This window comes from Rhizorhabdus histidinilytica (assembly GCF_900167915.1).
In the GTDB taxonomy this organism is placed as follows: Bacteria; Pseudomonadota; Alphaproteobacteria; order Sphingomonadales; family Sphingomonadaceae; genus Rhizorhabdus; species Rhizorhabdus histidinilytica.
The window spans coordinates 13,080-39,308 of the sequence record NZ_FUYM01000005.1 but is presented as its reverse complement, the minus strand read 5'-3'; the positions used below and the strand labels follow the sequence as shown (position 1 = coordinate 39,308).

The window sequence follows — 26,229 nt, the reverse complement described above, 5'->3', positions numbered from 1 at the left end:
GGACAATGCCGGCGGCATTCCGCTTTGCAGAATCGCCCGACTGACTCTATCCCCGTCGCCTTGCCGAGGGGGACCGAACTTTGCCGCTCGCCGCGCTGATCGCCGCGCAGGACCAGACCGATATTGGCGACGGACTCCGCGCCACCCTGCCGCTCGCCGGCCGGACCCTGATCGAGCATCAGGCCGGCCTTGCGATCGCGGCGGGGGCGGCGCACATCGTCGTGCTGGTCGAACGGGTGCCGGCGGTGCTCGCCCAGGCGGTCGACCGGCTGCGGCGGCAGGGCGCGCGGATCGAGATCGCGCGCAGCGTCGCCGACGCGATCGACCGCTTCCACCCGTCCGAGCGGATCCTGCTGGTCGCCGACGGCGCGGTCGCCGCACAGGGCGCGGTCGACGCGCTGGCCGGAATGGAGGGCGCCGCGCTGCTCGCGCTGCCCGATGCCCAGGACCATGCCGCGTTCGAGCGGATCGACGCCACCGAGCGCTGGGCCGGCTATGCGCTGCTCGACAAGGCGATGCTCGAGGCGACCGCGCGGATGCTCGGCGACTGGGACCTGAGCTCGACCTTGCTGCGCCGGCTGGTACAGGATGATGCCGCACGCATCCCGGCGCTCGATCCCAGCGGAGAGCGGCCCTTGCCGCCGCCGGTGCTGGCGATCGGCCCCGCCGCGATCGGGACGATCGAGGCCGGGCTGATGCGCCGCGCCGATCCGGGCGAGGGCAATTGGGTCGAGCTCTATCTCCACCGGCTGGTGGCGGGGCCGTTGATCGGTCCGCTGATTGCGCGGCAGATCGACCAGCGGCTGGTCGCCGGAGTCGCGGTGGGCATCGCCTGGTTCGCTGCGCTGCTGGCCGGCTTCAAGCTGTTCTGGGGAGCGGCACTGCTGTTGCCCGTCGCGGCGGCGACGGCTTCGGCGGCGCGGCGCATGGCGCGGATCTGGGGCGGCGTCGCCGAGCCGACCGCGTTGATCGCGCTCGCCCGCCACGCAGCGGCGCTGGCGGCGCTGCTGCTGCTTGCCAGGCTGCTGGCGGCCGAAGGCGGCTGGGGCTGGTGGCTGGTCGCCGCGTTGCTGCCCGCGGCGCTGGCCGGTACGGGGGCGCTCGAAACGATGGTCGCGGCGATCCGGCCGTCGCCGTCGCCGCGCTGGCTGGCGAGCGCCGATGCGCTGGTCTGGCTGGCGCCCGCGGTTGCGGTGCTGGGCGGCTGGCGCTGGATGCTCGCGGCGCTCACGGCCTATGCCGTCCTGTCCTTCGTCGAAAGATTCGCGACGGCGTGGAAGGGCGCGCGTATTTATGACATCTGAGGGTTTAGCTTCGATTTAACGACATTTCGATATGCACGAAGCATGATGGGGCTGGAGGACGAACGGCAGGAGATGGGAAGGCCCGCGTCGGCGCGCTGGCTCACCGATGCCGCGCGTGCCCTGGATCGCGTCGAAAGCCGGGTCGGCCGCGCCGCCGGCGACCTGTTCCGGTCCGACGGCCTCGATCTTTCCGACCAGCATCGCGCCCAGATCGCGCAGCTGATGCGCGCGCTGATCGGCGCGATCGAGGACGACCTGCGCATCCGCCTGATCGATTCGCTGGCGGACGAGCCGCACCCCGAACTTCTCGCTGCGCTCGGATCGGCGACGATGCCGATCGCGCAGCCGCTGCTCGAACGGACCAGGCTGCTGCGCGAGGCCGATCTGGTCGCCGCGATGCTGCGCCGGGTCGACGAGCATCGGCTGGCGCTGATGCTGGGCCGCGATTCGCCCTATCATGTCGCCGATCTGGCGCAGCGACTGCTCGACCTCGGCGACGCCGGGATCGCCGAGGCGACGATGGCGCTGCTCGTCGCCGAGAGCCGTCGCTACGATCCGTTCGGCGATCCGGCGCTGGCGCGGACGGACCTGCCGCCCGCGCCGCACCGCAAGCTGCTCTGGGCGGTGGCGGCGGCACTGCGCCACTATCTGATCCGCCATCATGGCTTGCCCGACAGCCAGGCCGACCTGTTGCTTGCCGCGGCGGTGCGCGCATTGCTCGCCGAGCATGACGACGCCGACACGCTGGAGGGCCGCGCCGACGCGCTCGCGGCGCTGCTCGATGCGGCCGGGTTGATCGACGACGCACTGCTCGTCGACGCGCTGGAGGAAGGCTGGCTGGCGTTGTTCACCGCGGCGGTCGCGCGGCGGGCGGGGATCGATTCGGCGGGCGTCTGGTCGATGATCACCGATCCGTCCGGGATGATGCTCGGCACGGTGTTGCGCGCGATCGACTGCGGGCGCGAAGCGGCAGTGACGATGCTGTGGCGGATCGGATCGGCCGAGGGCGCCGACGAGGAGGCGATCGTCGCCCGCGCCGACGCGTTCGACGCGCTCGGCCCGCGCGAGGCGGCCGAGGCGGTGCTGATCTGGCGGCTCGATCCCAATTACCGCCGCGCCGTGATCGAAATCGGCGAAGGCGGCCGGCGGCGATGAACGCCCCCCACGGCCTCCGCCCGGTCGTCGGCCGGGTCGACGACCGGGGCCGGCTGGTCGAGGCCGATCCGCCGCTGTTCCGCCTGCACGAGCGGGCGGGCGGGGTGGCGGGCGGGATTCTCGCGGTGCCGCAGCTCTCCTCGATCGCACGGTTGGCGCGGCGGCTCGGTATCGCCCTGTCGCGTCGGGTGATCGCGGCGCAGGGCGACCAGGACGTCGAGCTGTGGGTGCGTGTGCGGCCCGATAGCGGGGGCACCGAGCTGGCGATCACCGGCTGGCAGGAGATGCCCGCCGTCCAGCCGCCGCCCGCATTGGAGGCGCTGCGCTGGCGCGACTTCAGCCGGGCGACCGCCGACTGGATCGTCGAGACCGACGCGATGCTGCGCGTCACCCATCCGCCGTCCAACCTGCCCGGTGCGGTCGGCCAGCCGATCGAGGCGTTGTTCGCGCTGAGCGAGGCCGGGGAAGGGGTGTCGAGCATCGTCGCCGCGGCGGCGAGCGCGGACCGCTTCGAGGACGAGGATGCGGTGTTCCGCCTGGGGGCGGGCATCCCGGTGCGGATCGCGGGCGTCCCGCTCATCGGCGAGAGCGAGGGATTCGTCGGCTACCAGCTGCTCGTCAGCCGCCGGCCGACGCGCGTCGACCGCGTGCGCCGCCTGCCCGATCCGGCTCCGCTCGACGAGGCGTTCGGCAACCAGCTCGGCCAGGCGATGCGCGGGCCGCTCGACCGGATCATCGCCCATGCCGACAGCATTTCGGGGCGCGGCGACGGGCCGGTACGGCGCGACTATGCCAGCTATGCCGAGGACATCGCCGGGGCGGGCCGCCACCTGCTTGCGCTGGTCGACGACCTGATCGACCTGCAGACGATCGAGCGCGCCGATTTCCGGCCCGAAGCCGACCGTGTCGACCTGGTCGAGACGGCGCAGCGCGGGGCGGCATTGCTCGGTGTGCGTGCGGCCGGCGCCGGGGTGACGATCGATGGTCCGACCGGCCAGCCGGTGACCGCGCTGGGCGACGTCCGCCGCGTCCTGCAGGTGCTGATCAACCTGCTGAGCAACGCGATCCGCCACTCGCCGCCCGGCGGCCGCGTCTGGATCCGCTGCGAACGCGAAGGCGACATCGCGGCGGTGATCGTCGCCGACGCGGGCGACGGCATCGGCGAGGACGATCAGGAGCGCATCTTCGAGCGGTTCGAGCGGCTCGGTCTGCGCGACGGCACCGGTAGCGGCCTCGGCCTCTACATCTCCCGCCGCCTCGCCCGCGCGATGGGCGGCGACCTCGGCGTCGACAGTGCCCGGGGGCAGGGCGCGCGCTTCGTGTTCACGCTGCCGGCGGGGGAAGAGCTCCCACCGTCACCCCGGCGGAGGCCGGGGTCTCGGGAGAGGGGAGAAGGGGTCGAGGCAGGAGCCGCCTGAGACCCCGGCCTCCGCCGGGGTGAGGTTCTTGGGAAAAGGCCGGAGCTTTCGCCCCGGCCTTGATCATTCCGTTAGATCAGATCAGCGCTGGCCGACGGGCACATAGTCGCGCTGCGCCGGGCCGTTGTAGAGCTGGCGCGGGCGGCCGATCTTCTGCTCGGGGTCGGAGATCATCTCGTTCCACTGCGCGACCCAGCCGACGGTGCGGGCGAGCGCGAAGAGGACGGTGAACATCGTGGTCGGGAAGCCGATCGCCGACAGGATCACGCCCGAATAGAAATCGACGTTCGGGTAGAGCTTCTTGTCGATGAAATACTGGTCCTTGAGCGCGATCTGCTCGAGCTCGCGGGCGGTGTCGAGGACCGGGTCGTTGATGCCGAGCTTGTCGAGCACCTCGGTCGCGGCCTTGCCGAGCACCTTCGCGCGCGGATCGAAATTCTTGTAGACGCGGTGGCCGAAGCCCATCAGGCGGAAGGGATCGTCCTTGTTCTTGGCGCGGGCGATATATTCCGGGATGCGGTCGGGCGTGCCGATCTCGCGCAGCATGTTGAGCGCGGCTTCGTTCGCACCGCCATGCGCCGGACCCCACAGGCAGGCGATGCCCGCCGCGATGCAGGCGAAGGGATTGGCGCCCGACGAGCCGGCGAGGCGCACGGTCGAGGTCGAGGCGTTCTGCTCATGGTCGGCATGGAGGATGAAGATCTTGTCCATCGCCGAGACGATGACGGGATCGGGCTCATACTCCTCGGCCGGGACGCCGAAGGTCATCCGCAGGAAGTTGGCGGTGTAGCTGAGGTCGTTCTTCGGATAGAGGAAGGGCTGCCCCACCGAATATTTGTACGCCATCGCCGCGATCGTCGGCATCTTGGCGATCAGCCGATGGCTGGCGATCATCCGCTGCTTCGGATCGTTGATGTCGGTCGAGTCGTGGTAGAAGGCCGACAGCGCGCCGACCACGCCGCACATGATCGCCATCGGGTGCGCGTCGCGACGGAAGCCGCGATAGAAGGTGGCGAGCTGCTCGTGCAGCATCGTGTGGCGGCTGATCGTATAGGTGAAGTCCTCGAGCTCCTTCTTGCCCGGCAGCTCTCCGTTGAGCAGCAGGTAGGAGACTTCCATGAAGCTCGACTGCTCCGCGAGCTGGTCGATCGGATAGCCGCGGTGGAGCAGGATGCCCTGGTCGCCGTCGATATAGGTCAGCGCCGACTGGCACGAGGCGGTCGAGGTGAAGCCTGGATCATAGGTGAAGGCGCCGGTCGCGCCGTAGAGCTTGCGGATGTCGATGACATCGGGGCCGACCGTGCCCGACAGGACCGGATATTCGGACGCTTTGCCGCCGATCTCCAGTTTCACAGTATCCGCCATGTTCAATCTCCTGTCGTTCGCCCCTTTGCCGCACGCGGCAATCCCGGTTTTCAGTCCTTGCCCGATCACCCCAACTGATCGTCGAGCCGTCCCAGGCTCTCCTCGCGGCCGAGGAGGACCAGGACATCGAAGATGCCGGGGGACGTGGTGCGGCCGGTGAGCGCCGCGCGAAGCGGCTGCGCCACCTTGCCGAGGCCGATCCCCCCGCGTTCCGCCACCGACCGGACCCCCGCCTCCAGCGCGGGCGCCGACCAGTCGTCCGTGGCGGCAAGCGCCTCGCGAGCCTGTGCCAGCAACGCCTTGCCAGGTTCGTCTAGCAGCGATGCGGCCTTCTCGTCCATATCGAGCGGGCGGGTGCGAAACAGAAAGCTCGCACCATCGGTCAACTCGTTGATATCTTTTGCCCTTACCTTCAGGAAAGGAATGCTGCGGAGCAGAAGGTCTCGGTCCGCCGAATCGAGTTTCCGGCCCAGCCGCGCCGCGACTCCGGGGGCGATCAGATCGGCCAGCCGGGCGTCATCGGCCTCGCGCATATAATGGCCGTTGAGATTCTCGAGCTTCTTGAAATCGAAGCGCGACGGCGAACGGCCGACGCCGCCCAGGTCGAACCACTCCACCGCCTGGTCGCGGCTGATGATCTCGTCGTCGCCATGGCCCCAGCCGAGCCGCAGCAGATAGTTGTTCACCGCCTCGGGCAGGAAGCCCAGCTCGTCGCGATAGGCGTCGACGCCGAGCGCGCCGTGCCGCTTCGACAGCTTGGCGCCGTCGGCGCCGTGGATCAGCGGGATATGCGCATAGACCGGCTCCTCCCAGCCCATGGCCCGGATCAGCGCGAGCTGGCGGAAGGCGTTGTTGAGATGGTCGTCGCCGCGGATCACATGGGTGACGCCCATGTCGTGATCGTCGACCACCACCGCGAGCATATAGGTCGGCGTACCGTCCGAGCGGAGCAGGATCATGTCGTCCAGTTCGGCATTCTGGACGGTGACCGGGCCCTGCACCTGATCGTCGATCGTCACCTCGCCGGTGCGCGGCGCCTTCAGCCGGATGACGAAGGGCGCGCCCTCGGGCGCCTCGGACGGATCGCGGTCGCGCCAGCGGCCGTCATAACGCAGTGGCTGCTTGGCGGCGCGCTGCTGCTCGCGCAGTTCGGCCAGCTCCTCCGGAGTAGCGTAGCAGCGATAGGCATGGCCCTTGGCGAGCAGCTCCCGGGCCACCTCGGCGTGACGCTCGGCGCGGGCGAACTGGTAGACGACCTCGCCGTCCCAGCCCAGGTCCAGCCAGCGCATCCCGTCCAGGATCGCGTCGATCGCCTCCTGGGTCGATCGCGCCCGGTCGGTATCCTCGATGCGGAGCAGGAATTTCCCGCCATGGTGGCGGGCGAACAGCCAATTGAAAAGGGCGGTGCGGGCGCCGCCGATATGCAGGAAGCCCGTCGGCGACGGGGCGAAACGGGTGACGACGGTCTGCTTTTCCATGCTTGCGCCCACGCGCGCTTTCTCCAAGATCGGACCCGATGGCCTGCGATGTCGATGCGCCCCGTAAAGCATTTTCCCGCCGGGTCAAACCGGCGGACGGGCCAAGCGCCGCGAATCGCCGCCCGCGCCCGTCGCTATGCTGAAAGCCGGGCTTTTCCGGGCGGTGCCGTCGATTGGGTCCGGCGCCCGTGCGATGCCCGGCCATGGCATCGCCGCGCGACTCGAAGCCTGGCTGGAGGCGGAGCGGGACCAGGTCGCGCTCTGGCTGCCGGTCGCGCTCGGCGGCGGCATCGCGCTGTGGCTGGTATTGCCCGATCGGAATGGCTGGTTCGCGGCATTGGCGTTGCTCGCCGGGATCGCGCTGTGCGGGATCGCGATCGGCGCCGGCCGCCGCACCGGGCGTATGCTGCTGGTCGGGGCGCTGGCGGCGATCGCCGGGCTGCTGCTGGTCTGGGCGCGCGCCGACTGGGTGGCCGCGCCGCGTATCGATCGGCCAGTGGTGACCGAGGTCGCGGGGCGGATCGAGGCGGTCGAGCGGATGCCCGCGCGCGAGCTGACCCGGCTGACGATCGCGCCCGATGCCGGCCTGCTGCTGCCGCATCGGATCCGGCTCAACGTAGACCAGGCCGATCTCGCCGGACCTGTCGCCGCCGGCGGGCGCATCCGGGTTCGTGCCCGGCTGATGCCGCCCGCGCCGCCGGCGGTGCCCGGCGCCTATGATTTCGCGCGCGCCGCCTGGTTCCAGGGGATCGGCGCGACGGGCAAGGCGCTCGATCCGCCCCGGATCGCGCCGCCGGACGGCGGAGCCGGCCCGCTCGACTGGCTCGCCGACCGGCGCGCGCGCCTGTCGGAGCATATCGAGGCGCGGGTGACGGGGATGAGCGCCGGGGGCATCGCGGCCTCGCTCGCGACCGGTGACCAGGGCGCGATCACCGAGGAGGATGCCGAGGCGCTGCGCCGGTCGGGGCTCGCCCACCTGCTGTCGGTGTCGGGGCTGCACGTCTCGGCGGTGGTCGGCGGGGTGCTGCTGCTCACCCTGCGGCTGCTCGCGCTGAGCCCGGCGCTCGCGCTGCGCGCGCCGTTGCTGCTGATCGCGGCGGGCGCCGGGGCGCTGGCAGGTATCGCCTATACATTATTGTCGGGCGCACAGGTGCCGACGATCCGGTCGTGCGTCGCGGCGCTGCTGGTGCTGGCGGGGATCGCGATGGGGCGCGAGGCGCTCACCCTGCGGCTGGTCGCGACCGGGGCGCTGGTCGTGCTGCTCCTCTGGCCCGAGGCGCTTGCGGGGCCGAGCTTCCAGCTCAGCTTCGCGGCGGTGACCGCGCTGGTGGCGACGCTCGACCATCCGCGCATCGCCGCCTTCGCCGCGCGGCGCGACGAAGGGACGACGGCGCGGTTCGGCCGGGCGCTCGCGGTGCTGCTGCTGTCGGGGCTGGTGATCGAGGCGGCGCTCGCGCCGATCGCGCTGTTCCATTTCCACAAGTCGGGCTTCTACGGCGCGCTCGCCAACATGATCGCGATCCCGCTCACCACCTTCGTGATCATGCCGCTGGAGGCCCTGGCGCTGTTGCTCGATGTCGCCGGGATCGGCGCGCCGGTCTGGTGGCTGGTGTCGCAGGCGCTCGCGCTGCTGCTGTGGATCGCGCGGACCGTCGCGGCGGCGCCCGGCGCGGTCGCGATGTTGCCGACCATGGCGTGGGGCGCCTTCGCGCTGATGGCGGCGGGCGGGCTGTGGCTGGCGCTGTGGCGGACGCGGACACGGCGCTGGGGCCTGCTGCCCTTCGCGGCGGGAGCGCTATGGGCGCTGCTGTCGCCGACGCCTGATCTACTGGTGACGGGCGACGGCCGCCATGTCGCCTTCGTCCTCGGCGACGGCCGGGTCGCACTGCTTCGCGATCGCGCGGGCGACTATATCCGCGGTGTGCTGGGCGAGGCGGCGGGCGTCGACGCCGAAGCGCTGCCGGTCGACGCGCTGATGCAGGCGCGGTGCTCGGTCGATCTCTGCGTCACCGATATCCGGCGCGGCGGACGGCGCTGGCGTATCCTCGCGACGCGCAGCGCCTATCGGCTCGATTGGACGCGGCTGTCGCGCGCCTGCGCCGGCGCCGATATCGCGATCAGCGAGCGCCGCCTGCCGCGCGGCTGCACGCCGCGCTGGCTCAAGATCGACCGCCCGTTGCTGGCGCGGACCGGCGGCCTCGCCATCGACCTCGATCGCGGCACCATCGACAGCGTCGCGGCGGCGGTCGGCCGCCATCCCTGGTCGACCTTCCGGATGTGAGGGGATCGTTCAAGCCCACCCGTCATGCCAGCCCCTCGACTGCCTGCAAGGCAGGCGCTCGGGATAAACTTCAGCCAGAGGCTGAAGGCAGGCATCCATGTCTGTGGTCTCCTCAGATGCCATCTGGCTGATGAGAGACATGGGCCCCTGCCTCCGCAGGGGCGGCGGTGAGAGGAGGGTGGGCTCAGTACCGCCGCAGCAGGCCGGCGAGCTTGCCCTGGATGCGGACCTGGTCGGGCTTGTAGCGCTGCGGGTCATAGGCGCGGTTGGCCGGATCGAGCCGGATCATCGCGCCCTCGCGGCGGAAATATTTGAGGGTCGCCTCGGCATCGGCGATCAGCGCCACGACGATCTCGCCGTCGCGCGCCGTCTCGGCGCGGCGGATCAGCGCATAGTCGCCGTCGAGAATGCCGGCCTCGACCATCGAATCCCCGGCCACCTCGAGCGCATAATGCTCGCCCGGGCCGAGCAGCGCGGCGGGCACCGACAGGCTGCTCTGGCCTTCCAGCGCCTCGATCGGCAGGCCGGCGGCGATGCGGCCGTGCAGCGGGATCTCCAGCACATTCTCGTTCGCGGCCTGCGGGACGACCGGCGCGGCCGCTTTCGCCTTGCCCGACGGGGCGGCGGTGGTCTTCGCGGTCGCCGTCTCGGGCATGCGCAGCACCTCCAGCGCGCGGGCGCGGTTGGGCAGACGGCGGATGAAATTGCGTTCCTCGAGCGCGCTGATCAGGCGGTGCACACCTGACTTCGACTTGAGGTCGAGCGCTTCCTTCATCTCCTCGAACGAAGGGGACACGCCGGTCTGCAACAGCCGGTCGTTGATGAAGCACAGCAGTTCATGTTGCTTGCGGGTCAGCATGGCAAATGCCCTCGTCGGGAACGGACGGAGAACATTTAGGCAACTGGCCGGACTCTGTCAAGCGATGGGCAAGATCGGCACCTCCGCGCCCTCGTCCAGGCCCGGCGCGTCGGGCGGGCGGACGATCAGCAGCGCCGCCTCGACCAGTGCCGACAGCCCCGCGCTGTCCTGTCCCGACAGCGGCACCACCCGCCCCTCGGCCCAGCGCCCGCGGAAATATTCGGCGCGGCCCTGGGTCGGCGGCAGCGGCGCGGCGAGCCGCGCGACGACGGGCTCCGGCACCGGGTTCGCCGCGCCGAGCAGATGCGCGATCAGCGGCTTGAGGAACAGCGTCGCGGTGACGAAGGCCGACACCGGATTGCCGGGCAGGCCGAGCACGATCGCATCGCCGAGCATGCCGATCATCACCGGCTTGCCGGGTTTCATCCGCACCTTCCAGAAATCGATCCGGGCGCCCGCCTTCTCGAGCGCGGGCAGCACCAGGTCATGGTCGCCGACCGAAGCGCCGCCCGTCGTCACAATGATGTCGGAGTCCCTCGCCATCGCATGAAAGGCCGCGCCGATCGCGTCGAGATCGTCGCGGACGATGCCATGGTCGTGCACCATGCAGGCGTCGCTGCGCAGCAATGCAGCGAGCATCGGGCCATTGGAGGCGGGGAGCAGCGCGCCCGGGGTCGGCTCGCCCGGCGCGACCAGCTCGTTGCCGGTCGACAGCAGCGCGACGCGCGGCCGGCGACGGACGGCGATCGCGCCATGGCCGCCGCTCGCCGCCAGCGCGATGGCCGCCGCGCCGATCGGCGCGCCCGCGGGGAGCAGCAGGCCGCCCTCGGCGAAGTCGCCGCCGCGCCGGCGGATGTGCGCGCCGATCCGGGGCGGTCCCTCGCCCGCCATGGTCAGCCGGTCGCCGTCGCGCGCTGCCTCCTCCTGGACCAGAATCGCGTCGGCGCCCTCGGGAACCGGCGCGCCGGTGAAGATCCGTGCCGCCTCGCCCGGCGCCAGCGCACGGCCGAACCCGCCGCCCGCCGCGCTTTCGCCGGCCACGGTCCACGGCCCCGGTCGCTCGGCGAAGCGGATCGCATAGCCGTCCATCGCCGACAGGTCGGCGGCGGGCTGGGTGCGGCGGGCGCGGATGTCGCCGGCGGCGAAGCGGCCCGCGGCGTCGAGCAGCGGCACCGTCTCGACCGCCAGCGGCGCTTTCAGCGCGAGCATCCGCGCCTGCGCCTCCGCGACCGGGATCAGCGCCATCAGGCGTCCCCGGCCTTCCAGTCGCCCGACTTGCCGCCGGTCTTGGACAGCAGGCGGACGCCTTCGATCCGCATGCCCCGGTCGAGCGCCTTGGCCATGTCATAGACGGTCAGCAGGGCGGTGGTGACGGCGGTCAGCGCCTCCATCTCGATGCCGGTGGTGTAGGTGGTGGCGACGGTCGCGGTGGCGCGGATGCCGTCGGCCTCGATCGCGAGGTCGAGGGTGACGCCGGAAATCGGCAGCGGGTGGCAGAGGGGGATCAGTTCGGCGGTCTTCTTCGCCGCCATGATCCCGGCCACGCGCGCGACCGCGAGCACGTCGCCCTTCTTGACCGATCCGGCGCGGATCGCGTCGAGCGCCGCCGCGCCGATCAGGATGCGGCCCTCGGCCACGGCCTCGCGCTTCGTCTCCGCCTTGGCCGAGACGTCGACCATGCGGGCGGCGCCCTCGGCGTCGATATGGGTGAGCTTGCCCGTCGCAGCCATCGGTTATTGGCCGGTCAGCAGCTTGCGGGTCGCGGCGGCGACGTCATCCTGCCGCATCAGCGATTCCCCGACCAGGAAGCACCCCACGCCATGGTCCGCCATCGCGTCGAGGTCGGCCTTGGAGCCGAGCCCGCTCTCGGCCACGAAGGTGCAGCCTTCGGGCGCGTGGCCGACCAGTTCGTAGGTGCGCGCGAAGTCGATGGTGAAGTCGCGCAGGTCGCGATTGTTGACGCCGATCAGCCGCGAGCGCAGCTTGACCGCGCGCTCGAGCTCGGCGATGTCGTGGACCTCGACCAGCGCATCCATGCCATGCTCGATCGCGGCGGCCTCGATCTCGGTCATCTGGCCGTCGTCGAGCGCGGCGACGATGATCAGGATCGCGTCGGCACCCAGCGCGCGGGCCTCGGTCACCTGCCAGGGATCGACCATGAAGTCCTTGCGCAGCGCCGGCAGCGCGCAGGCGGCGCGCGCCTGTACCAGATAGTCGTCATGGCCCTGGAAATAGGGCATGTCGGTGAGCACCGACAGGCAGGCCGCCCCCGCCGCTTCATAGGCGCGGGCATGGGCGGGCGGATCGAAATCGGGACGGATCAGCCCCTTGGAGGGCGACGCCTTCTTGATCTCCGCGATCAGGCCATAGCCGCCCTCGGCCACCTTGCGGTCGAGCGCGGCGCGGAAGCCGCGCGGCGCGTCGGCGGCCTTCGCCCGCGCCGTCAGCTCGGCGAAGGATGTCTCCGCCTTGCGGCGGGCGACATGATCGCGCTTGGTGTCGCAGATTTCGGTCAGCTTGTTGCTCATCGCCCGGCGGCATAGCGGCAGGCGCAGCATAGGTAAACGGGAGAGCCCATGACCACCGACCATCTGTTCATCGTCACCGGCGGCCCGGGATCGGGCAAGAGCAGCCTGATCGCGGCGTTGGCGTCGGCGGGCCATGCGACGATGCCGGAGGCGGGCCGCGCGATCATCCAGGATCAGGTCGCGATCGGCGGCGATGCGCTGCCCTGGGCCGACCGGGCGGCCTTCGCCGATCTGATGCTCGGCTGGGAGCTGCGCTCGCACCGCGAGGCCCGGGCGATCGCCGGGCCCGTGATCCTCGATCGCGGGATTCCCGACGTGATCGGCTATCGCACGCTGTGCGGCTTGCCGGTACCCGATCCGCTCCGCCGCGCGGCCGAGCTCTACCGCTACAACCGCCGGGTCTTCATCGCCCCGCACTGGCCCGCCATCTTCGCGCAGGATGCCGAGCGCAAGCAGTCGCCCGAGGAAGCGGCGGCGACGGCGCGGGCGATGGAGCGCGCCTATGCCGATTGCGGTTACGAACTGGTCGCGCTGCCGCTGGCGCCGGTGGCGGAGCGGGCGGCCTTCGTCGCGGCGACGATCGCCGCCGCCGGGATCGCCCGGCGGACGTAGAGCTCGGCGAGGATCAGGTTGGGCACCCAGCTCAGGATCGACACCGCGCGATAGCCGTCGACGAAATCGACGCCGAGCAGCGGGAAGAGCGGCAGATAGAGCCGCAGCGTCACCGCCGCGAAGGTCAGCGCGAAGGAACGGATCATCCAGGCGCGATGATCGGCGAAGCGGCGCTGGAGCGCGGCGCGCCAGCCCTCGACATTGGTGACGATCCATAGGATCGAAAGCGTGCCGAAGCCGAAGGTCGCGACCGGCCCGGCGGTCGATCCGAAGGCGAGCACCAGCCCCGCCACCGCGCCGAGCAGGCAGCCGAGCACATAGCTCCGCCCGATCCAGCGATGGAGCCGGGGCGCCGCCGCGCGCAGCCCCGCGACGAACTGGGCGGGGCCGAGCAGCAGCGCCGTCGCCGCGCCCGCGACATGCAGCGCGAGCCAGGGCCGGGCGAAGAGGTTGGCGAGGATCTGCGGCGCCCGCGGCCCGACCCCGGCCAGATAGCGGTAGGAGACAAGCGCCACCGCCACGCTCAGCAGCGCGGCGGCCGCTCGCAGCATCGTCGTCGTTCGTCGCCTTGTCGTCGCACCGATCATCATCGACCCTCCTTCCCCAGCGATGCGGGTGAGATTGCGGGCTCCGGGCGGCGCGGCTAGGCTGCTTTTCGCGAATGGTGCCGGCCCTGCGCGAACGGTGCCCCAGGCTCCGGAGGACCGGTTGGACGGCATGGCGACAGGGATGACGCGCGGGCGCCGGATCGCCGCCGAGGCCGCGCTGCTCGCCGCGGTCGGGCTCTTCATGGGCGCGATCGGCCCCTATGCCACCGACGACCTGCCGGGCGGGCCGCGCTTCCTCTACTGGCTGATCTGCATCATCGGCGGCGGCGTGATCGGCATCGCGATCGACGAACTGGTCGGCCGGCGGCTGGCGCCCCTGTGGTGGCGGCTGCTCGTCGTCTCGATCCTGATGACGCCGGGAGTGACGCTGCTGGTCGACGCGACCGGGAGCTGGCTCGGCGGCTATCCGCTCAGCTTCGGGCACTGGCTCCACAATCTCGGCCATGTCTTCGTCATATCGCTGCCGGTGATGACGGTGCGCGCGCTCGCCTGGCGCCGGCCGCGCCGCGAGGTCGAGACGGTGACGCTGGTCGCGCCGCCGCTGCCCGAGGCGGAGGCCGCCTTCCGCCGCCGCCTGTCGGCCAGGCGCCGCACCGCGCGGCTGATCGCGATCGAGGCGCACGACCATTATCTGCGCGTCCACACCGACGAGGGCGTCGAGCTGCTGACGATGCGCTTCGCCGACGCGATGGCCGAGCTGGCGCAGGCGCACGGCCACCGGCTCCATCGCAGCTGGTGGGCCGCCGCCGACGCGATCGAGGCGATACGCTGGCGGCGCGGCGGCGCCGGCGAGGCCCGCCTGGCGGGCGGGCTGACCGCCCCGGTCAGCCGGGCGCAGGCGCCGGCGCTCAAGGCGGCGGGATGGTTCTAGGTGGAAATCCCGCGCGCCGTACCTATCTCCGGTCCATGACGGTGGAGCTCAACCACAGCATCATCTGGTGCAGCGACAAGGCGCGGTCGGCCGGGTTCCTGGCGGAGATGCTGGGGCGTCCCGCGCCGGTTCCCTTCCACCATTTCCTCGTCGTCGATCTCGACAATGGCGTGTCGCTCGACTTCATGGAGAAGGACGGGCGGGTCGCGCCGCAGCACTATGCCTTCCTGGTCGACGAGGCGACCTTCGACGCGGTGCTTGGCCGCATCCGGGCGAAGGGGCTCGACCACTGGGCCGATCCGGCGCGGACCCGGCCGGGCGCGATCAACCATCTGGGCGGCGGACGGGGCGTCTATTTCACCGATCCCGATGGCCATATGCTCGAAGCGATCACCCGGCCCTATCCGCGCGACGAGCAGCAGCCGTAACGAATTAGCTTGCGGCGGCCACCAAGCTGAACAATCATGAGCGCGGGGCGGGCGACACCTTGAAAGGAAGGTTGTCGATGGCTTCCACGCGCGCAGGCCTTGTCGAACGGGCCAAGAACATCCTCGTCACGCCGAAGACCGAATGGCCCGTCATCGACGGCGAGCCGTCCACGATCGGCGACATCTACAAGAATTACGTGCTCGTCCTCGCGGCGATCCCGGCGATCTGCACCTTCATCGGCAGCTCGTTGTTCGGCTATTCGGTGTTGGGGGTCGCGTTCCGCGTGCCGATCGTCACCGCGCTGTCGTCGGCGATCGTCAGCTATGTGATGTCGTTGATCAGCATCTATGTGCTGGGGATGATCATCGACGCGCTGGCGCCCAGCTTCGGCGGCACGCGCAATCCGGTGCAGGCTTTCAAGGTCGCGGCCTATTCGAACACGGCCGGCTGGGTTGCCGGCATATTGACCATCATCCCGCAGCTGGCGCTGATCGCGGCACTGCTCAGCCTCTACGGCTTCTACCTGCTCTATCTGGGGTTGCCGGTGCTGATGAAGGCGCCGAAGGAGAAGGGGCTCGCCTATACCATCGTCACGGTGATCGCCGCGATCATCCTGTTCGTCGTGGTCGGCGCGATCGTCGGTGCGGTGGGCAGCATCTTCACGCCGGTCATGCCGGTCGGCGCCCACGTCCTGTAGGACGGGATCTCCGCCACATTGGGGAAACAGGGGCCCGGCCGAAGAAGCCGGGCCCCTTTGCATCAGAACTGATAGTTCAGGCTGAACACCGCCGACCGGGTCGGGGCGGGCTGCGCCCAGCTGCCGCCGACCGCGTTGCGCACCGTCGTCACATATTTCTCGTTGGTGAAGTTCTGGACGTTCACCTGCGCCTTGAGCTGCGGCGTGATCGGATAGGCCGCCATGAAGCGGTGGATCGTGTAGCTCGGCACCCGATAGCCGACATAATTGCCGGCGGTGAGCTGCGCGAGCGTCGGCTGGTTGAGCAGGAAGCTGCCCTGATGCGTCAGGCCGTAGCCCAGCTCCAGACCGAAATCGAAGCGGTAGGTGGTGAACAGGCTGCCCGAATGCTTCGGCGTGTTGGTCAGCGAATAGCCGCGCGTCGGATCGGGGAAGGCGGCACTGTTGCCGCAGCCCGCCGCCCCGGGATTGGCGAGGCAGAAGTTCGACACGCCCTGCAGGATCTTCGACTTCAGGTACATGTAGTTGGCCGAGATCGTCCAGTTGCCGGTGATGTTGCCCGACGCGCCGAGCGACAGGCCTTCCACCCGCTGGCCGCCGTCGAGGGTCTGGTCGGGCAGGGTCGGATCGTTCGAGTTGACCTTGATCGAGTTGCGCTCGTTGCGGAAGATCGCGGCGGTCAGCAGCAGCCGGGCGTCGAACAGGTCGGCTTTGGCGCCGATCTCGTAATTCTCGGTCGTCTCGGGCTTCAGACGGCAATTGGCGGCGGAGCAGGCGCCGTCGACCGAGGCCTTGGACGGCAGCTTCGAATTGCCATAGGCGACGTAGAGGCTGGTGTTCGGCGTCGGCTTCACCACCGCGCCGACGCGGTAGGAGAAAAGCTTGTCGCCGAAGTTGAACGGGCCGGTCGCGGTGTTGAGGTCGCCGAGATTGGCGGCGCCCGCGGTGGTCACGTAGCTGAGCGTCCGGTTCGAACCCTTGACGTCCTCGTAGCGGACGCCGCCGTTGATCTCGAACCAGTCGGCGAACTTCACCGTGTCGAACAGATAGGCGGCATAGCTCCGCTGCGTGCCGAAGTTGCGGCTCGACAGGATGAAGTTGATCGGGCCGTTGTACCTGTTGTCGCCATAGGTGAAGCCGGCCGGGCCCTGGACGGTCGTCCCCGGGTTGGAGATGCTGACCAGCGGGAAGGCCGGGGTCGAACCGTCGGCGTTGCGCGGCAGCGTGCCCTGCTTCTGGTGATAATCCTCCCACAGCGCCGAGACGCCGATCACCAGCGAATGCCCGATGCCTCCGGTGTCGAAATTGGCGCTGAGGTCGGTCTGGGTATAGTGGGTCTCGTTGGTGATGAAGCGCTGCACGCCGCGGCCGCCGGTCGGCAGATAATAGCCCGCCGGCACGGTGGCCGGGCAGGCGGCGGCGACGCCGTTGATGTCCATCGGCTGCAATCCGGTCGACGCCAGGCAGAAGGTGCCGTTCGGCTGGCTGGTGATCGTGTTCTGGCGGATCTTCTCGTAGCGGGTGAGGTTGCGGATGCTCACCCTGTCGCTGAACGCATGGCTGAAGATCGCCTGCAGCGCGTTGGTCTTGCTGTTCTGCTGGTCGAGATTGGCGAAGCCATAATAGCCGCCACGGTCGAAGTCGTCGAGGAAACCGCCATTATTGGCATAATAGCGTAGCCCGTATTGTGGCATCGCCTGGTCGTCGAGATGCTCGGCCTGGAGGGTCAGGCTGGTCGGCTCGTCGATGCCGATGGTGATCGCCGGTGCGATGCCCCAGCGCTTGTAATCCTCGACGTCGCGGCCGGGCACGTCGTTCTCGTGATAGACCGCGTTGATCCGCACCGCGATCAGGTCGCTGAGCCGCTGGTTGGCGTCGACGGTCGCGCGATAGTAATCGTCGGTGCCGACGCCGGCGCTCAGCATGGTCTGGTCGTCGGCCAGCGGGCGCTTCGTCACCAGGTTGATCGTGCCCGCGACCGAGCCGCCGCCGTTCATCACCGAATTGGCGCCGTTGGTCACCTCGACCTGCTCGATATTGTAGACTTCGTTGCGGTTGAGGAAGGCGCCCGAGCGCACGCCGTCGACGGTGACGTCGTTCTTGGCGTCCTGGCCGCGCAGGATGATGCGATCGCCATAGCCGAAGCCGCCTTCGCCCGCGCCGAAGGTGATGCCCGGCACGGTGCTGAGCACGTCGCGCAGCGTCAGCAGGTTCTGCTGCTGGATCGTCGCCTTGTTGATGACGGTGATGGTCTGCGGCGTGTCGAGCAGCGGCCGGGTATATTTGGGCGATTCAGGCCGCTCGACCTTTGGCGAGGCCGCGTCGATCGCGGTGGCGCTGACGGTCATGCCGCCAAGCCGCCTTTCGCCGTCCGGCGCCTTGTCCGCCGTCTGCGCCGAAGCCGGTGCGCTGGTGATGAAACCGATGCAGGCCAGCGCCAGAAAGCTGCTGCCCGTCCTGTCCTTGTCGATCATTGCGGTCCTTCCCTGTTGTTGCGGCAGGGTGGTTATCGCTATTGAAAATGAATCGCAAATTCATTTGTGATCATTCGCGAGCGAGGCGTCGCGCCGCGTACGCCAGTGACCCTACTGATCGAAAGGGGAAAGGTGGGGCCCGGCAGTGCCGGGCCCCGCGGTGATAGAGACCGAGGGACGTGGAAACCTCGGCCGCTGTCGCCGCCTTGGAGAGGAGCCACATCGATGCGACTACATGCTTTATCTATCGCTAATAAGAATGATTCGCAACATGTAATCCTATTACACCCCATCCCGTCATCCCGGCGAAAGTCGGGCCTGCTATCGGCGAAGACAGAAAGGGAGGGAGGTTCCGGCTTTCGCCGGAATGACGGGACGATGGTTCGGTTCGCAAGACGCCCGCCCGTGCGGGAGTGGTGGCTTGCTAGAAGCCGATCCAGCGGACGAGCAGCGCTCGGCCACGTCCGCTGTCGATCGCTTCGGCGGCGATGGCGATGCCTTCGGCCCAATCCGCGGCACGGCCGGCGACGATCAGTGCGGCGGCGGCGTTGAGCAGCACCGCGTCGCGATAGGCGCCGGCCTCTCCGTCGAGCAGCCGGCCGAGCGCGGCACCGTTATAGCTGGCGTCGCCGCCCCGGATCGCATCGAGCGGATGGCGCGCCAGGCCCGCCGCCTCGGGCTCGAACCGTTCGAGCCCGGCGCCGATCGCGCCCAGCCGGATGATGCTGCTCGGTCCGCCGATCGACAGCTCGTCGAGCGGTTCGTCGCCCGACACCATCATCGCCGCGTCGCAGCCGAGCCGTTCGAGCGCGCCGGCATAGGTCGACAGATAGTCGGGCCGGGCGACGCCGATGAGCTGGCGGCGCACTCCGGCCGGATTGCAGATCGGCCCGGTCAGGTTGAAGATCGTCCGCCGGCCGATCCGCTTGCGCACCGGGCCGAGCGGCTTGAGCGCGGGATGGTGCTTCTGCGCGAACAGGAAGCAGATGCCGATCTCGTTCAGGCTCGCCTCGGCGCGGTCGGACGCGCGGTCTAGGTCGAGGCCGAGCGCCTCCAGCGTGTCGGCCGCCCCCGCCTTGGACGAGGCCGCCCGGTTGCCGTGCTTGGCGACCGGCACCCCCGCCGCCGCGACGACGATCGCCACCGCGGTCGATACGTTGAGGCTGTGCGCGCCGTCGCCGCCGGTGCCGCAGACGTCGATCGCGCCGGTCGGTGCTGCCACCGGGATCATCCGCTCGCGCATCGCCGCCGCCGCGCCGGCGATCTCGGCGCTGGTTTCGTCGCGCGCGCTCATCCCGTCGAGGAAGGCGACCAGGCTTTCCTCGTCATGGGCGCCGTCGAGGATCGCCGCGAACACCTCATGGGCCCCGTGCTGGTCGAGCGGGACGCGCGGATCGGGCAGGGGCGTCCGGGCCAAGGTCAGGCGCGCTCCTTCACCGCGACGCCGGCACTGCGCATGAAATTGGCGAGCATCGCATGGCCGTGCTCGGTGGCGATGCTTTCGGGATGGAACTGCACGCCGTGGATCGGCAGGCTCGCGTGGCGCACACCCATCACCTGCCCGTCTGGGGTACGCGCATTGATCACCAGCTCGGCCGGCATGTCTTCCTCCGGCACGACCAGCGAATGGTAGCGGGTCGCGGTGAAGGGCGAGGGCAGGCCTTCGAACAGGCCGGTGCCGTCGTGGAGGATCGGGCTGGTCTTGCCATGCATCAGCTCGGGCGCGCGGATCACCCGGCCACCGAAATATTGGCCGATCGACTGATGGCCCAGGCAGACGCCGAGCAGTGGTCGCTTCGCCGCCGCGCAGGCGCCGACCAGCTCGAGCGAGATGCCCGCCTCGTTCGGAGTGCAGGGACCGGGCGAGATCAGGAACGCCTCCGCCCCGCTCGACATCGCCTGGCCGACGCCGATCGCGTCGTTGCGGACGACCTCGACCTCGGCGCCCAGCTCCATCAGATAATGGACCAGGTTCCAGGTGAAGCTGTCATAATTGTCGATGACGAGGATCATGCGCCCGGCCTGTAGCGCCTCCGCCATGCGGGCGGAACAACTTTATCTTCCTTATCGTCATCCTGGCGAAAGCCAGGATCTCTCTTCCCTTCTGTCCCGTTGGCCACAGGAAGGCAGGGAGATCCCGGCTTTCGCCGGGATGACGATCGGGATAGCGTCGCATCACATCCCCTTCGGAGTGCTTTCATGACCAAGCGACATATTCTCGGCGCGGTGGCGCTTGTCGCATTTGCCGCCGTCGCGGCCGCCCAGACGCCGCCGATGACCCCCGACATCCCGTCCACGGGCTTCGACGCGGTGACGCCGCAGGCCGACTATGTCCGGCGCGAGGTGATGATCCCGATGCGCGACGGCAAGAAGCTGTTCACGGTGATCGTTATGCGCAAGGGCACCAACAACGCGCCGATCCTGCTGACCCGCACCCCCTATAACGCCGCCAAGACGACCAGCCGCAACCCGAGCCAGAAGATCGAGGAGATATTGCCGGTCGCCGATGCCGAGTTCGTCGACGACGGCTATATCCGCGTCTACCAGGACGTGCGCGGGCGCAACGGGTCCGAAGGCGACTATGTGATGAACCGGCCGCTGCGCGGGCCGCTCAACCACACCAAGGTCGACCACGCCACCGACGCCTGGGACACGATCGACTGGCTGGTGAAGAACCTGCCCGAGAGCAACGGGCGGGTCGGGATGACCGGCTCCTCCTATCCGGGTTTCACCACGCTGATGGCGACGATCGATCCGCATCCGGCGCTGCGCGCGGTGGTGCCGATGAGCCCGATGGTGGACGGCTGGATGGGCGACGACTGGTTCCACAACGGCGCCTTCCGCCAGAACAGCTATGATTATCTGACCGGACAGATGGCGTCGAAGGACGATGGCGACCCGGTCGCGTCGGGCACCGGCGATCGCTATGCGCTGTGGCTGAAGGCGGGGTCGGCGGGCGACTATGCCCACGCCTATGGGCTCGACGCCTTCCCGGTCGCGCGCAAGATGGCCGAGCATCCCGCCTATGACGATTATTGGCGCGAGCAGGCGGTGGACAGGCTGCTCGCCGCGCGGCCCTTCACCGTGCCGATGATGCTCGTCGTCGGCCAGTGGGACCAGGAGGACAGCTATGGCGCGCCGGCGGTCTATCGCGCGCTGAAGCCGAAGGACAAGGATGGGCGGCTCCACCTCGTCGTCGGACCCTGGCGGCACAGTGGGGTCAATTATGACGGCTCCGCGCTCGGCCCGCTGCGCTTCACCGGCGACACCGCGCTGCAATTCCGCCGCGACGTGATGAAGCCCTTCCTCGACCAGTATCTGAAAAGCGGCGCGCCCCGCGTCTCGACCCCGCCGGTGCTGACCTACGACAGCGGGCGCAACCGCTGGCAGGCGACCGCGGCGATCTTCGACACCAAGCTGAAGCCGCTCTATCTCCAGGCCGGGGCGACGCTCGACTGGAACCGGGCCGACGCAGCCGGCAGGGACGACTATGTCTCCGACCCCGCCAAGCCGGTGCCCTTCCTGCCGCGCCCGATCGACTGGGACAGCGCCGATGTCTGGAAGCCCTGGCTGGTCGCCGATCAGCGCTTCGCCGATGGGCGGCCCGACGTGCTGACCTACGTCACCGAGCCGCTCGCCGCGCCGGTCCATATCCTCGGCCGGCCGATGGTCGACCTGTTCGCCGCGACCAGCGGCACCGACAGCGACTGGGTGGTCAAGCTGATCGACGTCTATCCCGACGAGATGAGCGCCGAACCCAGGCTGGCCGGCTACCAGCTCGGCATCGGCATGGAGATCTTCCGGGGCCGCTATGTCGACGGCTTCGACAAGCCGCGCGCGCTGGAGCCCGGCAAGGCGGAGAATTACCGGTTCGAGCTGCCGACCGTGAACCACAGCTTCATGCCCGGCCATCGCATCATGGTGCAGGTCCAGTCGAGCTGGTTCCCGCTCTACGACCGCAACCCGCAAAGCTATGTCGCGAACATCTTCGAGGCGAAGCCGGGCGACTATCGCAAGGCGACCCAGAGCATCCTGACCGGCGGTGCCACGGCCAGCGCGATCCTGCTGCCGGTGGTCGATTGAATCCGGTCGATTGAACAAAGCCGTGTTCGTGCGTTGAGCAGGCATGGACAGCGATGCGGATCATGACGTCGTCATCGTCGGGGCGGGCGCCGCCGGCATCGGCGCCGCGCGGACCCTGGCGGGACGCGGTCTGAAGCTGCTGCTGGTCGACGCGCTCGACCGGATCGGCGGCCGGGCGCACAGCATCCGCTTCGGCGACTGGGCGGTCGACCTCGGCTGTGGCTATCTCCATTCGGCCGAGCGCAACGATTGGGCGGTGATCGGCGAGGGACTGGGCTTCACGATCGACCGGTCCGATCCGGGCTGGGACCGGCAATATCGCGATCTCGGCTTTACGGCGGAGGAGCAGAAGGCGGCGGGCACCGCCTTCGATGGCTTCGTCGAACGGCTGCGCACCGATCCGCCCGTGTCGGACCGCGCCGCCGACGCGCTGCTTCCCGGCTGTTCATGGAACGCCTATGCCGAGGCGCTGTCGGCCTATGTCAACGGCACCGATCTCGGGCAGGTCTCGGTGCGCGACTATCTCGCCTATGACGCGGCAGCGAGCGAGGCCAACTGGCGGGTGCGGGAGGGCTATGGCGCACTGATCGCGGCGGCCCTGCCCGAGGGAATTGCGGTCCGGCTCGGCTGCCCGGTGACGATGATCGACCATGGCGGGCCGGTCCTCCGGCTGGAGACCGCGGCGGGCACGATCGGCGCCACGCGGGTGATCGTCACCGTGCCGACCTCGGTGCTGGCCTCGGGCGCGCTCGCTTTCCGGCCGGCTCTCGACGACAAGCACGAGGCGGCGGCGGTGCTGCCACTCGGCCTGGCCGACAAGGTCTTCCTGGCGGTCGACCGGCCCGAGCACGTTCCGCGCGATGCCCATCTGATCGGCAATCCGCACAGCGCCGAAACCGGCAGCTACCAGCTCCAGCCGATGGGGCTTCCGGTCGTCGAGGGCTTCTTCGGCGGCCGTGCGGCGGCGATGCTCGAGCGGTTCGGCCAGGCGGCGGCGGCGGCCTTCGCGATCGACGAGCTGGCCGCGTTGCTCGGCAGCGGCATCCGCGACCGGCTGACCCCGCTCGGTGGGTCGGCCTGGCGCGCGACGCCGTGGATCGAGGGCGGCTACAGCCATGCGTTGCCGGGCATGGCGGACCGGCGCGCCATGTTGGCGGCTCCGGTCGACGATCGCATCTTCTTCGCGGGGGAAGCCTGTTCGGCGAGCGACTTCTCGACCGCGCACGGTGCGCTCGACACCGGCATCGCGGCGGCGCGCGCGGTGCTGGCGACGCTGGCGCCGGCCTGATCCGGCAGCCGGGACCGCCCGTCGTCCGCCGGGATGACGGTGTGATGTTCAGTCGGCCGCCACCGGGCCGGTGAGCGGCGCGGGCTTCCGGACGATCCAGACGATCGCGATCATCGCCATCATCGCCCAGGCGCTCGCCCGGAAGATGTCGTTCGACGACAGCAGATAGGCCTGGCCGACCATCTCGCGGGTGAGCACGCCATAGCCCTGCTGCGCGGTCAGCCCGAGCTGGCCGAGCGCGTCGGCGGCATGGCGGAACACGGGGTCGAAGGGCGAGCTGGCGTCGGCGAGGCGGCTCTGGTGCAAAGCCTCCCGCCGATCCCACATCGTCGTCACCAGCGACGCGGCGAAGCTGCTGCCGGTGATGCGGGCGAAGTTGGACAGGCCCGTCGCAGAGGGTGTCCGATCGGCCGACACGCCGTCGAGCGAGATGCTGAGCATCGATACGAAGAAGGTGCTCATCCCCAACCCCTGCACCAGCATCGGCAGCATGAAGTGCCAATAGTCGGTCTGCGTCGTGTAGCCGCTGCGCATCAGATAGGAGACGGCGAAGGCGACGAAGGCGAAGCTGGCCAGCCAGCGGGCGTCGACCTTGCCCGACAGGCGGGCGACGAACGGCGTCGCGATCACCGAGACGATGCCGCTCGGCGCCGAGACGAGCCCCGCCCAGGTCGCGGTGTAGCCGAGCTGCTGCTGGAGCCAGAGCGGCAGCAGCAGCGTGTTGCCGAAGAACACCGCATAGCCGAGCGTCAGCGCTACCGTGCCGAGCGCGAAATTGCGGTTGGCGAACAGCGACAGGTCGACTGCCGGCCGCTCCTCGGTCAGCTCCCAGATCAGCCAGGCGACGAAGCCGATCGCCGCGAGCAGCGCCATCGTCGTGATGAAGGGCGAGTGGAACCAGTCCTCGTTCTTGCCGAGGTCGAGGAACACCTGGAGGCAGCCGACCCAGAAGGCGAGCAGGCCGAGCCCGACCGTGTCGATCGGCAGCTTCGCGGTCGCCGTCTCGCGGCTCTTCATGAAGCGCCAGGAGACGAAGGCCGAGGCGAGGCCGACCGGCACGTTGATCAGGAAGATCCAGCCCCAGTGGTAGTTGTCGGAGATGTAGCCGCCCAGGATCGGCCCCGCGACCGGGCCGACCAGCGTCGTCATCGACCAGATGCCGATCGCGGTCGACCGCCGCTCGGGCGGGAATATCGAGATGAGCAGCGCCTGGCTGCCCGGGATCATCGGCCCCGACACCGCGCCCTGCAGGATTCGGAACAGGATCAGCGAGGGCAGGCTCCAGGCGATGCCGCACAGCAAGGAGGCGATGGTGAACAGGATCACCGAGACGACGAAGGTGCGCACCACGCCGAAACGACGCATCAGCCAGCCGGTCAGTGGCACGGTCACCCCGTTGGCGACCGCGAAGGCGGTGATGACCCAGGTCGAGGTGTCCGAGCTGACGCCGAGATTGCCGGCGATAGTGGTCAGCGAGACGTTGGCGATGGTCGTGTCGAGCACTTGCATGAAGGTGCCGAGCGCGAGCGCCACCGCCGCCGCGCCGAGCGCGACGCCGCCCAGCGGCGCCGGCTCCGCCGCCGCGGGAGCGCTCACCGGACCGATGCCCGGCCGCTGTTGGCGGCGATGATCGACGCGATCCGCGCCTCGACCCGCGGGCCGCCGTCCTGGCTCGCCTGGCGCGGCACCGGCGGGGCGGCGACGCGGGCGACCGGCACGCCGCGATGATCGCTGGTGTCGACCGTCACCTTGGCCGACACGCCGATCCGGAGCGGGTTGGCGCGAAGCTCCTTCGGATCGAGCGCGATACGCACCGGCACGCGCTGGACGATCTTGATCCAGTTGCCGCTGGCGTTCTGGGGCGGGAGCAGCGCGAAGGCGCTGCCGCTGCCCGCGCCAAGGCCGAGCACCTTGCCATGATAGGTGACCGAACCGCCATAGATGTCGGTCTCTACCTCGACCGGCTGGCCGACGCGCAGTTCGGCGAGCTGGGTCTCGCGGAAATTGGCGTCGATCCACAGCCGTTCGAGCGGCACCACCGCCATCAGCGGCGTTCCGGCATTGACCTGCTGACCGAGCTGGACGGTGCGCTGCGCGACGACGCCGTCGAGCGGCGCAACCAGGTGCATGTGCCTCTGGACGATCGCGGCACGGCGGACGGCGGCGACGGCGGCGAGCACGTCGGGGTTGGTCTCGACCCGGGTGCCCTCGACCGTCGAGCGCGCCTGCGCCTGCCGGCTGCGGGCGAGGGTTAGCGCGGCGGCGGCGGTGCGGACGCTGTCGGCCGCGTGCGCCACCTCCTCGCCCGAAACCGCGCCCTCGGCCGCGGCGGCACGGCGGCGCGCCAGGTCGTTGCGGGCGCGGGCCAGTTCGGCTTCGGCCTGGAGGATCTCGGCACCGGTCTCGTCGACCTTCGAGAAGTCGGAGCGGACCGAGCGCACCGCGCGGGCGAGGTTCGCCTCGGCCGAGGCCATCTGTGCGTCGGCGGTGGCGGGGTCGAACTCGATCAGCGTCTGGCCCTGCTTCACGCTTTCGGTGTTGTCGGCGTTGATCGCCAGCACCGTGCCGGGCTCGCGCGCGGTGATCGCCACCACGTCGCCCGCGACATAGGCGTCGTCGGTCGTCTCGCTGCTCGGCCCGAGCAGCTCGTAGCCGCCATAGGCCGCCCCGGCGATCAGCACCGCCGCGCCGAGCATCAGGAAGCCGCGCTTGCGGGTGCGGAGCGCCTGCTGCCGCTCGACGGTTTCGTCCTTCTGGATCTGGGTGTGGGCGTTCATGG

Annotated in this window: 22 protein-coding genes; 10 read left to right on the top strand and 12 right to left on the bottom strand. The window is 69.8% G+C overall.

All coding sequences use genetic code 11. The annotated features are described in order from the left end of the window. The first annotated feature begins 80 nt into the window (after positions 1-80). The 3 genes from B5X82_RS12095 to B5X82_RS12085 are packed head-to-tail and all read left to right on the top strand — an operon-like array spanning position 81 to position 3,877. On the top strand, positions 81-1,304 hold the full coding sequence (locus B5X82_RS12095) for a hypothetical protein (protein WP_079648429.1): 1,224 nt from the start codon (positions 81-83) through the stop codon (positions 1,302-1,304). Between the two features lie 42 nt (positions 1,305-1,346). Next, positions 1,347-2,459: a DUF2336 domain-containing protein gene (locus B5X82_RS12090; protein ID WP_079648428.1), complete on the top strand. Its 1,113-nt coding sequence runs from the start codon at positions 1,347-1,349 to the stop codon at positions 2,457-2,459. After that, entirely contained in the window at positions 2,456-3,877 is a 1,422-nt protein-coding gene (locus B5X82_RS12085) for a sensor histidine kinase (protein ID WP_079648427.1), read from the top strand. Before B5X82_RS12090 ends, B5X82_RS12085 begins: the two co-directional genes overlap by 4 nt. 81 nt (positions 3,878-3,958) lie before the next feature. Here the strand turns inward: B5X82_RS12085 and gltA are convergent, their stop codons facing one another. Together gltA and gltX are read right to left on the bottom strand one after the other, a co-directional pair. Beyond that, positions 3,959-5,242: a citrate synthase gene (gltA, locus tag B5X82_RS12080; protein ID WP_079648426.1), complete on the bottom strand. Its 1,284-nt coding sequence runs from the start codon at positions 5,240-5,242 to the stop codon at positions 3,959-3,961. Between the two features lie 65 nt (positions 5,243-5,307). Further along, positions 5,308-6,720: a glutamate--tRNA ligase gene (gene gltX / locus B5X82_RS12075; RefSeq protein WP_139385095.1), complete on the bottom strand. Its 1,413-nt coding sequence runs from the start codon at positions 6,718-6,720 to the stop codon at positions 5,308-5,310. A gap of 193 nt (positions 6,721-6,913) precedes the next feature. Between gltX and B5X82_RS12070 the strand changes: the two genes are divergently transcribed. Beyond that, positions 6,914-9,001: a ComEC/Rec2 family competence protein gene (locus B5X82_RS12070; protein ID WP_079648752.1), complete on the top strand. Its 2,088-nt coding sequence runs from the start codon at positions 6,914-6,916 to the stop codon at positions 8,999-9,001. 184 nt (positions 9,002-9,185) lie between these two features. Here the strand turns inward: B5X82_RS12070 and lexA are convergent, their stop codons facing one another. From lexA to trpC, 4 genes are read right to left on the bottom strand one after another with little or no spacing between them, the layout of a single operon-like run. Beyond that, the gene (lexA, locus tag B5X82_RS12065; protein ID WP_079648424.1) at positions 9,186-9,860 is read right to left on the bottom strand and encodes a transcriptional repressor LexA; all 675 of its coding nucleotides are present in this window, start codon (positions 9,858-9,860) and stop codon (positions 9,186-9,188) included. Between the two features lie 57 nt (positions 9,861-9,917). Beyond that, complete coding sequence (locus tag B5X82_RS12060) at positions 9,918-11,105, bottom strand: molybdopterin molybdotransferase MoeA (RefSeq protein ID WP_079648423.1); 1,188 nt, start codon at positions 11,103-11,105, stop codon at positions 9,918-9,920. Next, positions 11,105-11,590 (bottom strand): cyclic pyranopterin monophosphate synthase MoaC, encoded by a 486-nt coding sequence (gene moaC / locus B5X82_RS12055; RefSeq protein ID WP_079648422.1) that lies wholly within the window; start codon positions 11,588-11,590, stop codon positions 11,105-11,107. The genes B5X82_RS12060 and moaC overlap by 1 nt, the downstream gene beginning before the upstream one ends. A 3-nt stretch (positions 11,591-11,593) precedes the next feature. Then, complete coding sequence (gene trpC / locus B5X82_RS12050; protein ID WP_079648751.1) at positions 11,594-12,388, bottom strand: indole-3-glycerol phosphate synthase TrpC; 795 nt, start codon at positions 12,386-12,388, stop codon at positions 11,594-11,596. 48 nt (positions 12,389-12,436) lie between these two features. Here trpC and B5X82_RS12045 point away from each other — a divergent pair, with 48 nt between their 5' ends. Then, complete coding sequence (locus tag B5X82_RS12045) at positions 12,437-13,000, top strand: AAA family ATPase (RefSeq protein WP_079648421.1); 564 nt, start codon at positions 12,437-12,439, stop codon at positions 12,998-13,000. Here B5X82_RS12045 and B5X82_RS12040 read toward each other — a convergent pair. Then, complete coding sequence (locus B5X82_RS12040; protein WP_079648420.1) at positions 12,904-13,590, bottom strand: DUF2306 domain-containing protein; 687 nt, start codon at positions 13,588-13,590, stop codon at positions 12,904-12,906. The two genes, B5X82_RS12045 and B5X82_RS12040, sit on opposite strands and share 97 nt — an antisense overlap. A gap of 139 nt (positions 13,591-13,729) precedes the next feature. Between B5X82_RS12040 and B5X82_RS12035 the strand changes: the two genes are divergently transcribed. From B5X82_RS12035 to B5X82_RS12025, 3 genes are all read left to right on the top strand, one after another. Further along, the gene (locus tag B5X82_RS12035; protein ID WP_223811092.1) at positions 13,730-14,479 is read left to right on the top strand and encodes a LytTR family DNA-binding domain-containing protein; all 750 of its coding nucleotides are present in this window, start codon (positions 13,730-13,732) and stop codon (positions 14,477-14,479) included. Continuing rightward, complete coding sequence (locus B5X82_RS12030; protein ID WP_235862679.1) at positions 14,470-14,907, top strand: VOC family protein; 438 nt, start codon at positions 14,470-14,472, stop codon at positions 14,905-14,907. Before B5X82_RS12035 ends, B5X82_RS12030 begins: the two co-directional genes overlap by 10 nt. A gap of 77 nt (positions 14,908-14,984) precedes the next feature. Continuing rightward, the gene (locus tag B5X82_RS12025; protein WP_139385093.1) at positions 14,985-15,605 is read left to right on the top strand and encodes a Yip1 family protein; all 621 of its coding nucleotides are present in this window, start codon (positions 14,985-14,987) and stop codon (positions 15,603-15,605) included. Between the two features lie 62 nt (positions 15,606-15,667). Here the strand turns inward: B5X82_RS12025 and B5X82_RS12020 are convergent, their stop codons facing one another. From B5X82_RS12020 to B5X82_RS12010, 3 genes are all read right to left on the bottom strand, one after another. Further along, the gene (locus B5X82_RS12020; RefSeq protein WP_079648417.1) at positions 15,668-18,079 is read right to left on the bottom strand and encodes a TonB-dependent receptor; all 2,412 of its coding nucleotides are present in this window, start codon (positions 18,077-18,079) and stop codon (positions 15,668-15,670) included. Between the two features lie 424 nt (positions 18,080-18,503). After that, positions 18,504-19,496 carry an anthranilate phosphoribosyltransferase gene (trpD, locus tag B5X82_RS12015; protein ID WP_176152546.1) on the bottom strand — a complete coding sequence of 331 codons (993 nt, stop codon included), beginning with the start codon at positions 19,494-19,496 and terminating at the stop codon, positions 18,504-18,506. Between the two features lie 2 nt (positions 19,497-19,498). Then, positions 19,499-20,092: an anthranilate synthase component II gene (locus B5X82_RS12010; protein WP_079648749.1), complete on the bottom strand. Its 594-nt coding sequence runs from the start codon at positions 20,090-20,092 to the stop codon at positions 19,499-19,501. 186 nt (positions 20,093-20,278) lie between these two features. On the opposite strand from B5X82_RS12010, the gene B5X82_RS12005 reads away from it, so the two are divergent. Both B5X82_RS12005 and B5X82_RS12000 read left to right on the top strand, forming a co-directional pair. Then, complete coding sequence (locus tag B5X82_RS12005) at positions 20,279-22,162, top strand: CocE/NonD family hydrolase (protein WP_079648415.1); 1,884 nt, start codon at positions 20,279-20,281, stop codon at positions 22,160-22,162. Positions 22,163-22,205: 43 nt separating this feature from the next. Beyond that, a complete protein-coding gene (locus B5X82_RS12000) occupies positions 22,206-23,450 on the top strand; it encodes a flavin monoamine oxidase family protein (protein WP_079648414.1) in 1,245 nt (414 codons plus the stop codon). 48 nt (positions 23,451-23,498) lie between these two features. Here the strand turns inward: B5X82_RS12000 and B5X82_RS11995 are convergent, their stop codons facing one another. Together B5X82_RS11995 and B5X82_RS11990 are read right to left on the bottom strand one after the other, a co-directional pair. Continuing rightward, positions 23,499-25,046: a DHA2 family efflux MFS transporter permease subunit gene (locus tag B5X82_RS11995; protein ID WP_079648413.1), complete on the bottom strand. Its 1,548-nt coding sequence runs from the start codon at positions 25,044-25,046 to the stop codon at positions 23,499-23,501. Beyond that, positions 25,043-26,227, bottom strand: coding sequence for an HlyD family secretion protein (locus B5X82_RS11990; protein WP_079648412.1), 1,185 nt, complete (start codon positions 26,225-26,227; stop codon positions 25,043-25,045). The genes B5X82_RS11995 and B5X82_RS11990 overlap by 4 nt, the downstream gene beginning before the upstream one ends. Positions 26,228-26,229: the final 2 nt, after the last annotated feature.

Bases quoted from the DNA above. Each gene is read 5' to 3' on its own strand.
- B5X82_RS12090 (WP_079648428.1), top strand. From the start codon at position 1,347: ATGATGGGGCTGGAGGACGAACGGCAGGAGATGGGAAGGCCCGCGTCG.
- B5X82_RS12085 (WP_079648427.1), top strand. From the start codon at position 2,456: ATGAACGCCCCCCACGGCCTCCGCCCGGTCGTCGGCCGGGTCGACGAC.
- gltA (WP_079648426.1), bottom strand. From the start codon at position 5,242: ATGGCGGATACTGTGAAACTGGAGATCGGCGGCAAAGCGTCCGAATAT.
- gltX (WP_139385095.1), bottom strand. From the start codon at position 6,720: ATGGAAAAGCAGACCGTCGTCACCCGTTTCGCCCCGTCGCCGACGGGC.
- B5X82_RS12070 (WP_079648752.1), top strand. From the start codon at position 6,914: ATGCCCGGCCATGGCATCGCCGCGCGACTCGAAGCCTGGCTGGAGGCG.
- lexA (WP_079648424.1), bottom strand. From the start codon at position 9,860: ATGCTGACCCGCAAGCAACATGAACTGCTGTGCTTCATCAACGACCGG.
- B5X82_RS12060 (WP_079648423.1), bottom strand. From the start codon at position 11,105: ATGGCGCTGATCCCGGTCGCGGAGGCGCAGGCGCGGATGCTCGCGCTG.
- moaC (WP_079648422.1), bottom strand. From the start codon at position 11,590: ATGGCTGCGACGGGCAAGCTCACCCATATCGACGCCGAGGGCGCCGCC.
- trpC (WP_079648751.1), bottom strand. From the start codon at position 12,388: ATGAGCAACAAGCTGACCGAAATCTGCGACACCAAGCGCGATCATGTC.
- B5X82_RS12045 (WP_079648421.1), top strand. From the start codon at position 12,437: ATGACCACCGACCATCTGTTCATCGTCACCGGCGGCCCGGGATCGGGC.
- B5X82_RS12040 (WP_079648420.1), bottom strand. From the start codon at position 13,590: ATGATGATCGGTGCGACGACAAGGCGACGAACGACGACGATGCTGCGA.
- B5X82_RS12035 (WP_223811092.1), top strand. From the start codon at position 13,730: ATGACGCGCGGGCGCCGGATCGCCGCCGAGGCCGCGCTGCTCGCCGCG.
- B5X82_RS12030 (WP_235862679.1), top strand. From the start codon at position 14,470: ATGGTTCTAGGTGGAAATCCCGCGCGCCGTACCTATCTCCGGTCCATG.
- B5X82_RS12025 (WP_139385093.1), top strand. From the start codon at position 14,985: ATGGCTTCCACGCGCGCAGGCCTTGTCGAACGGGCCAAGAACATCCTC.
- B5X82_RS12020 (WP_079648417.1), bottom strand. From the start codon at position 18,079: ATGATCGACAAGGACAGGACGGGCAGCAGCTTTCTGGCGCTGGCCTGC.
- B5X82_RS12010 (WP_079648749.1), bottom strand. From the start codon at position 20,092: ATGATCCTCGTCATCGACAATTATGACAGCTTCACCTGGAACCTGGTC.
- B5X82_RS12005 (WP_079648415.1), top strand. From the start codon at position 20,279: ATGACCAAGCGACATATTCTCGGCGCGGTGGCGCTTGTCGCATTTGCC.
- B5X82_RS12000 (WP_079648414.1), top strand. From the start codon at position 22,206: ATGGACAGCGATGCGGATCATGACGTCGTCATCGTCGGGGCGGGCGCC.
- B5X82_RS11990 (WP_079648412.1), bottom strand. From the start codon at position 26,227: ATGAACGCCCACACCCAGATCCAGAAGGACGAAACCGTCGAGCGGCAG.